7 protein-coding genes are annotated in these 13,572 nt (G+C 54.1%); 1 reads left to right on the top strand and 6 read right to left on the bottom strand.

The window, feature by feature from the left end; all coding sequences use genetic code 11:
• Positions 1-51: 51 nt before the first annotated feature.
• Both CBR65_RS20785 and CBR65_RS20780 read right to left on the bottom strand, forming a co-directional pair.
• On the bottom strand, positions 52-1,113 hold the full coding sequence (locus CBR65_RS20785; RefSeq protein WP_087468637.1) for a hypothetical protein: 1,062 nt from the start codon (positions 1,111-1,113) through the stop codon (positions 52-54).
• A 124-nt stretch (positions 1,114-1,237) separates the two neighbouring features.
• Entirely contained in the window at positions 1,238-2,014 is a 777-nt protein-coding gene (locus tag CBR65_RS20780) for a lytic transglycosylase domain-containing protein (protein ID WP_232461269.1), read from the bottom strand.
• A gap of 289 nt (positions 2,015-2,303) precedes the next feature.
• Between CBR65_RS20780 and CBR65_RS20775 the strand changes: the two genes are divergently transcribed.
• Positions 2,304-5,771, top strand: a complete 3,468-nt coding sequence (locus CBR65_RS20775) for a PVC-type heme-binding CxxCH protein (RefSeq protein WP_232461268.1) — start codon at positions 2,304-2,306, stop codon at positions 5,769-5,771.
• 212 nt (positions 5,772-5,983) lie between these two features.
• Here CBR65_RS20775 and CBR65_RS20770 read toward each other — a convergent pair whose 3' ends face one another.
• From CBR65_RS20770 to CBR65_RS22365, 4 genes are all read right to left on the bottom strand, one after another.
• Positions 5,984-6,826: a DUF1080 domain-containing protein gene (locus tag CBR65_RS20770; protein WP_087468635.1), complete on the bottom strand. Its 843-nt coding sequence runs from the start codon at positions 6,824-6,826 to the stop codon at positions 5,984-5,986.
• 133 nt (positions 6,827-6,959) lie between these two features.
• Entirely contained in the window at positions 6,960-7,367 is a 408-nt protein-coding gene (locus tag CBR65_RS20765) for an SMI1/KNR4 family protein (RefSeq protein WP_087468634.1), read from the bottom strand.
• A 73-nt stretch (positions 7,368-7,440) separates the two neighbouring features.
• Positions 7,441-9,798, bottom strand: coding sequence for a DNA polymerase II (locus CBR65_RS20760; RefSeq protein WP_087468633.1), 2,358 nt, complete (start codon positions 9,796-9,798; stop codon positions 7,441-7,443).
• Between the two features lie 118 nt (positions 9,799-9,916).
• Complete coding sequence (locus CBR65_RS22365) at positions 9,917-13,567, bottom strand: PKD domain-containing protein (protein WP_198300829.1); 3,651 nt, start codon at positions 13,565-13,567, stop codon at positions 9,917-9,919.
• Between the last annotated feature and the right edge of the window lie 5 nt (positions 13,568-13,572).

Below are 13,572 nucleotides of genomic sequence, written 5' to 3'. Positions count from 1 at the left end.
TACCTGAGTCGTCACACCTCGTCGTGAGGATTGAGTGGAGCGGAGTTCAACTCACACCGTCAGATTAATCTCCTGTACCGTCCCAACCTCGCCCGTCTCCGTCAGATAAACGCCGCTATTAACCACCTCTCCCAATGATCGGTTTTGTTGATCCTTCAATTGAAACGGACTGGTGACATGGCCAAGATAAATGGCACCTATTCCTTTTTCGCCAAGACCGACCAATTGACTGGAACCATCTTCGTTCATGAGCCAGATGCGCAGACGGGAATAAATGCTGTCAGCCTCATCAATAAACTGATTACTGTCCTCATCATACTGCGCCAGCTCTTCAAAGCCGCGCCCGGAACTCGGACCAAAGAGTTCACTGCCGTCGTTGATGGTGCCGTCACCGTTGCGATCCAGCGCCAGGAATCCGCTGCCGGAGCCGAGCATGGCAATCTGGTCTTCGGTACCGTCGCTGTCCAGGTCAAAGGCGAATCGGGTTTGCGATAAGGCAGCACCTTTGCCGTCAAAGTTAATCACCAGCGGATCAATGCTGGCCACCTGGCCCTGCCGAATAATTAGGCTGGATTCTTCGTAATAATCGCGCGACATGCGCAAACTGGAGCCGAAGCTGATCGTGCGGCCATCCGCTGTTTCTATAAGCCCGGTAGCCTGAAATACCAGTTGCTCAGTTTCCCGATAACGTTCCCGTCGCTCATAAACTAGGCCTCCAGCCGTGGCGTTCGTTGTCGGCGGCAGCGGTAGCGCCAGGTCCAACGAGGTAGATGCTCCCCGCTCACTCTGATTCACATCCGCCGGAGCCATCAGATGCAGCGGCCGGCCCATGACCTGTTCAAACATCATTTGCAAGATCAGGAGGTTGATACGGGACTGGGCGTCCAGCCCTGTAGTTAGATCGAAACGCTGTCGATTAACCTGGGAGGCCAGCAGGTTGAGGGAAAAGCCATGGGGTGAAATATTGACCGGGGCAGGCTGGCTCGCCTGTGTATGTGGCGATGCAACTGCATCCCTTGCCTCCGGCAGGATGAGCAAACGCTCTTCAAGCTCATGGGTTTCCTGGTATTGATGGCGACTGGCCATCGCAATCGTGGCATTGGTGACAATCATTCGCGTAGCTCCTCCACAAGCCAATAATGTGGATAGCGGCAAAAATTGCGCAAAGTTTAGTCAAAACGGCGTTTAAATTAATTTTCTTCAGGATGGATTGAGGGGGGGTACAGCGGACGAATAATTAAAAATTGCTTGCCTGATGTGAAGCCTTGGCCACATCGATCTCCGCCAGCGCATCTTTATAACGCTTGTGCAGGATACGCACACGCTTAACGTAAGCCTCGGTTTCAGCGTAGGGCGGTATACCATCGTAGCGTTTCACCGCGCCGGGCCCGGCGTTGTAGGCAGCCACGGCCAGCGTGATATTCCCGCCGTGAAGTTTCAGAAGATAAGCCAGATACCTGACCCCGCCGTGGATATTCTGGGCGGGCGACAAAGCATCTTTCACGCCCATATCCCGCGCCGTACCCGGCATCAACTGCATCAACCCCACCGCGCCTTTGCGTGAGATAACACTTTCACGAAAGGCCGATTCCGCATGGATCACAGCACGAACCAAGGCGCGATCAACATCATGTTTCCGGGCCGCTGAATCTATGGGATAGGTAAATGCGTGGGTGTTCAGTTTGATGGAGTACCAATCGACCTTTGAAGCGGGATTACAGGCGAAACAACTGTAGGTGACCACTTCGTACCGGGTGCTCATAGGTGCCCGATCCGAAAAAGAAACAACCCCATCTTTATTGTATTTGTAGACCCTCAGGTTCGGCTTTGCCTTGTCCGCCTTGCCGTCGCTGAAGCTGTTGGGCTTGGCTGACGCAGGTGTACTTTCGGTCTGGCCCACTTCGTGATGCGTTTGCGCATAGACCGTCTGGGCATCACTGACGGATGCCAAAAACAGAGCGACTGATCCAGCGAGCCACCCGGCAGCGCGGGCGGACAATATTGATACATGCACGGTAAGTGTGGTCCAGAGAGAACGTCGTCTGATAACAGCAGGTGCGCTGTTAACGCGGGTAACTGTTAGTGTAGCGCATGGCACACAAGTCTCCAGTCCGACAGCGACAAGAGGATCGAAGAGTGAGATCTGGTTCTCATCCGCTCAGCCCTACCAGAGGCTGGCGTGAGTTTTTGTTAAGTAATGTCTAGGCTCAACGCGAGTGGCAGCCATTCACTTATACTCCCGCTAGCCTTAGCCATATAAATAAGATAACCACACAATAACTAACCCTCTTGTGAAGATGTCCATGAAAAAAACCTATTCCCTGATTCGCTCGTCATCCATCTTGCTATTACCTCTGTTATTGATCTCTGCCTGTTCACCCGAAGCACCGCAAACACCGCCGCCGACGGAGACAGCCAGCAGTGCAAGTTCGAAAGCCGCGCTGGAAATACGTCAGGTGACTGACGATGAAGCAAAAAAAACCGCTGCCAGCATCAACCAGCAAGTCAATCTGGTACCGGCAGAGGGGCTGGAAGCCCAGCTTTGGGCCTCGGAAAAATTGTTGGGTGATCCGGTTGCGATCAGCGTGGATAACCGGAATCGCGTCTGGGTCGCCGTTACCAACCGCAGCAACAACTCCGAATTTGATATTCGTGGCTACCCGCAGTGGGAATTCCCATCGGTAGCATTCCGCTCAGTGGAGGATCGTCGCCAGTTCCTGCGTAGCGAACTGGCGCCGGAAAAGAGCCAGCAAAACACCTGGCTGCCGGACCGCAATAAAGACGGCTCCCACGACTGGCGCGACCTGGCGGTGGAGAAGGAAGAAGTCCTGGTTCTAGAGGATAAATCCGGTGATGGCCGCGCAGATCACTCACAGGTTTTCCTGCGTGACTTCAACGAAGAGGTCACCGATGTACTGGGCGGTATCGAATATCACAACCACCGCGATGAAGTTTTCCTCGCCGTGGGCCCCGGCTCCTGGCAAGCAAAAGATACCGATGGCGATGGCGCGGCAGATACCACAACCCCACTGGCTGACGGTTTTTCTATCCATATCGGCTTCAGCGGGCACGGCATGTCGGGTATGACGGTCGGGCCGGATGGCCGTATTTATTACGGTATCGGCGATATTGGCCTGAACACCACCGACGCCAAAGGCAAACACTGGAACTACCCCGATCAGGGCGTCATTGTTCGCAGCGAACCGGACGGTTCCAACTTTGAAGTCTTCGCCCATGGCCTACGCAACACCCATGAATTCACCTTTGATAAATACGGCAACCTGATCACCGTCGACAACGATGGCGACCATGAGGGAGAGTTCGAGCGCCTGGCTTATTTGATTGATGGCTCGGACAGCGGCTGGCGGATCAATTGGCAATTGGGCAAATACAAAGATCCCAAAAACAACACCTACAAGGTGTGGATGGACGAGAGTTACTACAAGCCCCATTTCAAAGACCAGGCGGCGCATCTCCTGCCACCCCTGGCACCCTATCATTCCGGTCCGGCTGGCATGGTCTACAACCCCGGTACAGCGCTGGGTGAAGAATGGCAGAATCATTTCTTTGTGGTGGAGTTTGTGGGCTCGGCGCCGCGCTCTGGCATCAATGCATTTACCCTCGAACCTGAAGGTGCGTCATTCAAGCTCACCAGCGATAAAAAGGTATTTCGCGGCGTACAAGGCACCGGCCTCGATTTCGGCCCGGACGGCGCACTCTATATGAGCGACTGGATTGAAGGCTGGGGCCGCAATGGCAAGGGCCGCATCTGGAAGCTGGATAAACCCGCCGAGATCGGCAGTGAGCAACGCCGGGATACCCAGGCCAAATTGGCCGAGGATTTCAGTCAACACACGCCAGAACAATTAGCGTCCCTGTTGCAACATCCCGATATGCGCGTCCGCCAGAAAGCCCAGTTTGAGTTGGCGGAACGCCAGGCGGTGCCTGCGCTGCTGGCCGCGATTGAACAACAGGAGCATCAACTGGCGCGCATCCACGGCATGTGGGGATTGGGCCAGTTGGCGCGCCAGGATCAGGCTCACGCCGAACCGCTGGTCGCGCTGCTAAGCGATCAAGATCCGGAAATCCGTGCCCAGGCGGCGCGTTTGCTCGGCGATGTGACCTATGCCAAAGCGACTGATTTGCTGATCAAGGCATTGTCTGACGATAATCCCCGCACCGTATTCTTTGCCGCCCAAGCCCTGGGCCGTATCGGCGCGGATAGTGCCATAGCGCCGCTGGTGGCCATGCTGACTGAGAACAATGATCAGGATATTTATCTGCGCCAGGCCGGTGCTATCGCATTGGGTCGCATCGGCAATGAGGCTGCTTTGGCGGAACTGGCCAACCATTCTTCGGAAGCTGTACGCATCGCCGCCGTGATTGCACTGCGTCGCATGCAAAGCCCCGAACTGGAACGGTTCCTGAGCGACAAGAGTGAGTTTGTGGTCACCAACGCGGCGCGCGCCATCAACGATGATGCGTTTGTTAAGCCAGCACTGCCTGTATTGGCCCGGATGCTGGAGCAAGCCCGCTTTACCAACGAACCTTTGTTGCGCCGTGTTATCAATGCCAATCTCTATGTCGGTACCCCCGACGCCGCGACACGTCTGGTTAATTTTGCCCAATCAAAAGAGGCGGGCGATTTGCGCGCCGAGGCAATAAAAGCGCTGGGTGTTTGGGGCGAAACCTCAGCATTTGATCGGGTCACTGGCCAATATCGCGGCGCCATTAAAAACAATGCTGACGACGCACGTGTCGCGCTGCAAGCCGCCTACCCTGCGCTGCTGGCGGACAACACGCCGGCGGTACGCGAAGCCGCTGTTTTTGCGCTGGGTGACCTCGGTTTCACCGAAGCCCTGACACAACTGAATGAGGTGATGCGTAAGGATAAGAGTCCGCGCGTGCGCATCGCAGCGCTGAATAATCTGCAAAAACTCCAGTATGAAGCCATGGGCGACGCAGTCTTTGCCGCCATGAATGATAAAGACCAGGACGTGCGCATGACCGCTCTGGGCTTGCTGCCCACCCTGGACCTGCCGGTTAAGGATGTTGTAGAGATGCATCGCATCCTGCTGGATACCGGCAGTGTCGGCGAACAGCAAGCGGCCTACATCTCCCTCGCCAATGTCGAGGCGCCGGAAGCACACCAGGTGCTGGCAGAAAAAGTACAAGCGCTGATTGATGACAAGATTGAGCCAGCTGTGCAACTGGAAGTCATTACCGCCGCGGAAAAAGCCGATACCGCCGAGCTGAAAACGTTGCTGGCAGATTACGAAAGCCGCAAAGACCCCAACAATCCGCTGGAAAAATATCGCGAGGCTCTACTCGGCGGCGATGTGCAAGCCGGACAGGACCTGTTCCGCTACAACAGCGCCGCCCAATGTGTGCGCTGCCATATGGTCGGCCATCGCGGCACTATGGTCGGACCAGTGTTAACCAACATCAGCACCACCTTAACCCGCGAACAATTGTTAGAAGCCATGGTTGCGCCAGGCGCCCGCATCGCCCCCGGCTTCGGCCGCATTACCGCAGTAATGCCCAACGGCGAACGTATCGAAGGCTTCTTTGAAGCAGAAACAGCAACGGAGATCACCCTGGTCGCCGCAGACAAAACCCATCAACTGGCAAAAGCCGATATCAGCAAAATCGAACCGGGTGTGTCGGGTATGCCGCCCATGGGCTACTTGCTGGACCGCGCCCAACTGCGTGACCTGGTAGCGTATCTGGTGACCTTGACCGGGGAAGAGGAAGAGGCGGAGAAGCATTAACCTATTATTTACCCCTCAAAGTCCATAACAAATTTTTGGGGGGTAACTGCCCATCTACTCACTTAACTCAATGTGAGTTTTGGAAGGGGAGAGAGGGTTTCGAAACCCTCACGTCAGGGACGACGTGAGGGAGCTACAGGGACGTATTCACCGCGTTTTCGAAACCCTCTCTCCCCTTCCAAAACGTATTGTGGCACCAATAACCCGCCACCTTAATAACGGCAAGCCTTAGGATCGTGTTTCACCAGATAAGACTTGTAGTTACTCGCCCTCTCATCCATACACCCCTCCAGATTCAACATACGCACCGACCGGATATCCGTGGGGTGGGTTTCCGCCTGAAAGGCGATATAACCGCTGTCGCGCGGCGTTCCGTCGTCCAGTTGCATACCGCTGTATTCCATGACCACCTCACCATCAATGATGTGCTGGGCCAGTTTATTGCCCTCCACATGCAGCTCCATCGTCACCCATTGATCGCCATGGTAAGTCTTACTGGTAGAAACGATGCAGTGATCGGTGCGCAGCTCGCCGTCGATAACCACATGGGTTCCAGGCGTACAAAGGTTGGCCGTGGTGCGGGGTTTCTCGCCGTCGCCGCCGAGCAACTGGTACTCGATACAGGAAGGAAAATCCTGGTTAACACCCATCTCCAGCGGCGATTGGGCGTGATACATGATGCCGTTGTTACGCCAAGCCCAAGCCGGACCACCCTTGACCTGTTCGCCGACAAAGCGATATTCAACTTGCAGGATGTAATGGGAGTAAGGGCCGCCGTTGTAGAAGATATGGCCAAAGTGATTACCGAATTCACTGTATTCGTCGTAACGGGCCTGCATGATGCCGTCTTGCACACGGAAGGTATTAAAAGCATTTTCGCCCGCCGGATAACCGTTGATCTTGACGGTCCAGTCGTTGAGGTCGCGCCCGTTGAACAGGTCGACCCAGACTTTTTCATCCGGATTTTCACGCGGGGTTTGGGCGATGGGATCGGTGGCACTGCACGCGGTGGTAAAGGTGAGGGCGGCCAGGACAGCCAGATGGTGTAAACGCATGTTTTACTCTCTTATGGGTTGTTATCTTCTGGTCAAACTTACCCGAAAAGAGCAGCTTCTGGCAGGGGATTAACAAAAATATACGATAAATATGAGCATTGTGATCGACGATCTGCGGCTTGGAGAACGGCGCTCAGCTCTCCAGCCAGACATCGTGAATCCAATGCCACACGGATGGCCAGGTTTCATCCGTCAGGTCGCCGTCACGCCACAACACCACCTCACCTTCCGGCTCGACGCAATAGTAGCTGCCGTTGTCCTCGCACAAGGGCACCAGATAACGGGGCACGCCCAGTGACCAAGCCACCGCAGCCACTTCCGGCAGATAGGTGTGGGAATACGGATCAGCTGCCGTGACCGGTTCCAGTGAGCCAAAAATCACATCACTGGCTTCGAGCAGGTAGGTCCGCATATCGCGGGGGATGGGTAACAGGATTTGCTCTTCTACTTCCACCAGCACATCTTCATCCGGTAAATCCAGGGGCACGGGTACAGGCTGGTTGCTGTCGCGCAGCATGTCGATAATCTCTTCCGCTTCCATATCAGTTCTCACGTTCAATAAACAATGTTGAGATGCTAAACGCCTGCCAAGTGATAAACAAGCCGCCGAGAGGTCACTTGAATAATGTCAGTTGGCTATCAACCAGTTCTGCCAGGGATTGCTCGACAAAATGTAAGATCGTATCCGCTACCGGCGTTAATTGCTTATCAACATAGTGCTGGTAATCCAGAGGACTTTGTTGCGCCGCCACCGGTTCGGCACCACTGGTGGTGATCACATAGTCAATCCAGTCACCGCGCCGTAACCGCTCGCCGGTCCACTGTTGCAATTTGCGCGCGGCCTGCACATGGGGCGGTACATTTTTTTGGTATTCGTGCAGTTGGCGACGCAGGCGTTTGCGATAAATTAACTCGGCATCCCGCTCGCCCGCCAGCACGGCTTGCGCCGTTGCACGAACAAAATCCCGATAATCTTCTCCGGCAAAAATTTTGGCGTAGAGCGCCATCTGAAATTCGCGTGCTAATAGAGTCCAGTCAGTACGAACATTTTCCAGCCCTTTGAATACCAGTTCCCGTTTGCCGTTTTTATCCACCACACCGGCGTAGCGTTTTTTGGTGCCCAGGTCAGAGCCGCGCATGGTGGGCATGAGAAAGCGCAGATAATGAGTTTCGAATTGAATTTCAAGAGCGCAGGGCAAATTGAACGAATCCGCGATGGTTGTTTGCCACCAGATATTTAACTCCCGCGCAAGGCGCGCGCCGATTTGTTGACATTGATCGGATGACTTGGGGGTTGTATCCACACTGTGATTTTCGAGCCACACAAACAACGAATCGGTATCGCCATAAATCACCGTGTAACCCTGTTGTTCAATCCAGTCGCGACTGCGCTGAATGATCTCATGTCCGCGCAAGGTGATGGAGCTGCTGATACGTGGATCAAAAAAACGGCAACCGGTTGAGCCAAGTACACCGTAAAAAGAATTCATAATAATTTTGATGGCGTGGGATAGCGGCGCGTTTTTTTCGGCTTTGGCTTGATCGCGCGCCGTCGACAAATGTTCAATGACCTGCGGCAGAATATGCCCTTCCCGCGCAAAGCAGGCGCCGTTAAAACCCGGTACGACTTGCTCGGTAGACAGTGATTGATGTTGCGCCAACCAGAATGCGCAGGGATCAATTAAAAATGTGCGCATGATGCTGGGATACAGACTTTTAAAGTCCAGCACCAAGACATTGTCGTAAATGCCAGGCTGCGAATTCATCACATAGCCGCCCGGGCTGATGATGTCCGACTCAAGTTCTCCGAGATTGGGCGCGATGTAACCGCGCCGATGCAAACGCGGTAAATAGGAATATTCAAACGCGGCCACGGAACCGCCGCTACGGTCCAGTAACAACCCTGTCAGTTGGCTGCGTTCCATCGCGAAGTGCAGCAATTTTTGATCGGCAAAGATCTGCCAGACCAATTCACAATCGCGCAGGTTGTAGGCGGCCAGAGCGGGTTTATCGGTAAGAAAAAGGTCAGTAATTTCTTCGCCGCGTCCCGGCCCCTGCAATAATTTTCCTTCCCCCAACAAGGTCTCGGCAACGTTCTGTAAGGAGTAACTGTCGAAGCGATAATTGGCCGCTTTTAATAATTCGATACCGTCCAGCGCAACACGCCCAGGCATTGTGATGTAGCGTCGGCCACCCTCGCCTTCTTCCTGTCGCCAATGGACTGATTGCCCGCCACGCCCCAGTGCCAGCGTAATACCGTCCCGCTGACACAGGGTTTCCAACACCCATAGATCAAACTGCACCAGATTCCAGCCAATTAAAATATCGGGATCATTGTCGGCAAGCCATTGGAAAAAAGTTTGCAGGCACTGTTTCGCGTCGCGGCAATAAATCAGATTCTCCATTGACGGACCTTCGCCCACCATAAAGATACGCTGCTCTGCCTCTGTCCAAACAGCAATTGAATAGAGTTGTTTGGCATCCATGGAGGTTTCAATGTCCAGGGACACCATACGCAACGCGGGGCGATAGTCGGAAGGTGCAATACGTGGGTTGCGTTGCGGTTTGTCGGCAGGGACAGAAGGTTCAGAGAAGGTCAGTTGCGCGGCGGCCGTGACAAAGCGTTCCATCAGGTATCGCTCTGGTGGGCGAATATCGGCTTCCCAATAATGAATACCGGCGCGATCGAATAATTGTTGGGCATCGCGAGCTGTACGATGGCTGCGGAAATACAGTGCGTTGACCGGTTGATCGCGAAATGTTTTGAGGTCGACTTCCGCACTGCGCCAGTGGCGCAGGTTGCGCAACAATGGCGTCGCTTCCCCGGCGTCGGCCCGCGCAATAAAAAATACCACCTCCTGCCCCAGCGTTTGGGTCCATCGGGCGCCCTGCTCTGTTGCCCACCAAAAATCGAGCACGACGCCCTCGCGGGTATCACGCCATTGACGGGTTAGCAGGAAGGCTTGGGGCATAAACAGGAACCTCAGAAAAGCTGGCTATTTATACAGCCATAACTGAAGTTTGGCAAATCAACACCTGAAAAAAAAGGCCGGATGACAATGCCATCCGGCCTTTGCTACTTACGTACGTTTAGCGTCCGGGCACACACTCCAGATTGATGTTGGTCTGGAACATGAAGTTGGAATCAACGGTATGACGCTCGGCAAAGAAGAGGTCAAACGAGTAGGTTTTACCTTTCTCAATGCCCAGTTCAGCAGCACGCTCGTCGAGACGGATACTGCGCTCGATCACACCGTGGACACCACCGATATCAATGGCCAACTTGCCGTTGATGAACACAAACAGGTCGTCGTCACCGCGGAAGGTAAAGTGCTCGCCACCTTCGTAATCAAATTCCAGGTGCGCCTCCAGAGTGAAGTGATAGTTATGGTCCGGGGCCGGCTTCGGCATATTGCCATAACCCAAACCGTCGATCGGGAAGAAGGTGTCATCAGCGTAACTCCAGACAGTCGTTCCTTCACGGCGTGTCATCTGCAATTCGTAAGGGATGCGAATATTCACACCGCTCACATCGCGATACCACTGGTTAAAGTTGGCGGCACCAGTCGTGGTGCGCGTACCACCAGAGCTGCGGGCATATACCGGCTTGCCGTCATCGCCCAGCGTTTTCTTCACGATGCCGTAGTCTTCACCGATCGTACCTTCGAAGTCAGGGTGTGACTTATCGAAGTCGCGGATGATGACCGGAATCGTGCGGCGTGTGTCACTGGAGATATCACAAACCGGGTGCTGTGCATTGATCGTGACGGTATCCGGTTGGCTATCCAGTTGGCCGTCATTCACGATCAACTGCGCCACGTAGGTTCCATCAACATCGGCAATGAAATGCGGTGCCGCACTATCGGCCGCTTGCAAACTCACTGTGCTGCCCTGGGGTTTGCCCGTCAGGCTCCAACGATAGCTGAGTTGATCACCGTCCGGGTCATGGCTGGCAGAACCATCCAGCTCAATACGGTCACCCACAGTCACGTTCTGATTAGCTCCTGCTTCTGCAATGGGTCGAACGTTAGTGGTGGTCAGGATCACCGTATCTGGCTCACTGTTTTCATAACCATCGTTAACAATCAACTGCAGTACATAGCTACCCGGCACATCAATATCCAATTCGGTGATTTCTTCAGCCGGATTGATGAGCTGGGAGCTGCTGCCCTGAGGCTGGCTCAACAGACTCCAGGAGTAGGTCAGCGGATCGCCATCAGCATCAGAGCTGGCTTCACCACTTGCCAACGCAAGCTTACCGACAAACACCGATTGATCCGGGCCGGCATTGGCTACCGGGCGGGTATTGCGAGTATCAATGGTCATGCTGTCCGGCTCACTGGCCAACCGACCGTCGTTAACCACCAATTCAATGGTGTAAAGGCCATGCAGGTCCGGTGTAAATGATGGCGTAACCCCGGTGCTGTCGACCAACCCGGCAATACTGCCAGCAGGTGCATCCGCCACACGCCACTGGTAAGTCAGTTCATCGCCATCAGCATCGGTACTGGCAGAACCGTCCAATTGCAGTTCATTACCCAGAATACCGGTACGATCCGATCCGGCATTGGCCACAGGTTTCATATTGCCAACCACGAGCTGAACCGTGTCGGGTTCACTGTGTGCCTCGCCATCGTTAACAATTAACTGAATAACATAAATGCCGTGCTCTTCGATGGTAATCGTCGGCATAACAGCTGTCGGATTGAATATGGTTGCCACGCTGTTTTCCGGGCTGATGATAGTCCATTGATAAATCAGACTGTCACCGTCTGCATCGCTACTGCCGGAACCATCCAGGGTAAGCGTATTGCCGATATAGGCTTGTTGGTCCGCGCCTGCATTGGCTACCGGCGGTGTATTTTCGGGGTCTACTGGATCAACCGGATCTACCGGATCAACCGGGTCCACTGGATCAACCGGGTCCACTGGATCAACCGGGTCCACTGGATCAACCGGGTCCACTGGATCAACCGGGTCCACTGGATCAACCGGGTCCACTGGATCAACCGGGTCCACTGGATCAACAGGGTCTACTGGGTCCACCGGATCTACTGGATCAACCGGGTCCACTGGATCAACAGGATCTACCGGATCAACAGGGTCTACTGGGTCCACCGGATCTACTGGATCAACCGGGTCAACCGGGTCAACCGGGTCAACCCCGGGATCATCACAAATCAAACGACTGGTATCCAGATCATCAACAAAATTCGTGTTGTAAGCGTGGTAAGGCAAATCCAGGCCGCGATGTGGTTGTGCCACAGCAATATCGCTGTACACCATATCCTTGCGTGCGCGAACTATTGGCAAGCGAGTATCAGATTTATTGTCGACCACCCAGATACCGTACTGGCTGCTGACCTGTCCTTCAGTGCCATCTGCTTCACAGAAAGAATTTACTCCGCCATTAACCGCAGAACACTGCGACCAACTCACCAGCATCCGCTCGGTGCCGTCACGGTAAGGCCACACGGCGCTATACCAACCGTTAAGCGAATATTGATTGGGGTAGAGATCGACGCTGCCATTCATTAATGGGCGCGGTGCAATATTGCCAAACACTTTGTTGGGTTCCGGGCTATCCGGTGATTGCAACTCCAGGATATTGCCGCCCGAAAATGAATTGTATTTATGGTGGATAACCGCAACCAGGTGACCATTTTCTGCCTGAACAATCTGGTCAAGTTCAATAAAGCTTTCATCAGACCCTTTGAGGGTCACAGTTTTATAAAGCTGTTGCAGCTCTTCACCATCAGCAGTAATGCGCAGGATAGTGTAGTGGTTGCTCGCAACCACTTTACCCAGCGGCGTTGGTTGCGCCAGAGCACACAGGGCTTCATGCGACCACTCCGGCGGCATGTCCAGCCCTTTGGGGTATTGCGCATCAAAGATGTCTTCAAATTCCGCAGCGGTTGTGCTGCCATCCAACGGACAGCCTTGAATCAAATCGTAACTGCGCGACCAACGGATAAACGCAATGCGCCCGTCTTTCAAGGTCGTCGGCTTGGTGTCGTGGTTTCTGCCGTAGGTCAACTGCAGGATGTCTTCACCCTGGTTGGTCATGGAGTGCAGCAGAGAAGGCTTTTCACTGGGGCCGACCTTGTAGCAATTCTCGGCCTGATCTTCGTCAACAATATTGTCGATAGGGCTGTTCGGATTACCGGCGGAACGATCCGAAGAAAAGACGATGGTCCCATCCAGCGCATAAGTAGGATTGGTATCTTGACCTGCGTTAGCCAGAGAGTGGGTTTTGATGATGCGACGAACCGTTTTACCTTCAAAACTGTATTCGTAAATATTCCAGGTGTAATCCGTAGGATGGTTTGCCGGACCGTGGGCCGCGAATACCAGCCGCTTGCCATCGGCTGATACGTTCAGGTCTTTGACATCATAATCGGTTGATCCGAAGTACTCAGCCAGCACTTCCGTATCGATAGCATCGACGTCGAGGCTGGACCGGCTCATCAGCTTGGCGCCGGGGCGGAATTGATAAGGGGATTCAAGATCCAGGGGGGCGCGGTCCTGCCCGCTCATCGAACGCTTGAAACGTTCTTTGCTGGCCTCGTTATCTTTAGCCAGGTTGCGTTCAACGTAGACAAAAGGCGTGTCCTGAGACAGGCCAAGGCTTTCGGACGAGGCATCACCGCCACTACCGCCACCGCCTCCACAAGCTACCAAAATCAAAGGCGTGACAAAAAACACAAGTGATTTTCGACATGATTTGATTAGCCAAGACATTTTCA

Origin of the sequence: Cellvibrio sp. PSBB006 (assembly GCF_002162135.1) — a bacterium.
Lineage (GTDB): Bacteria > Pseudomonadota > Gammaproteobacteria > Pseudomonadales > Cellvibrionaceae > Cellvibrio.
The sequence above is the reverse complement of the archived record's forward strand: the minus strand, read 5'-3'. Positions and strand labels throughout refer to the sequence as shown.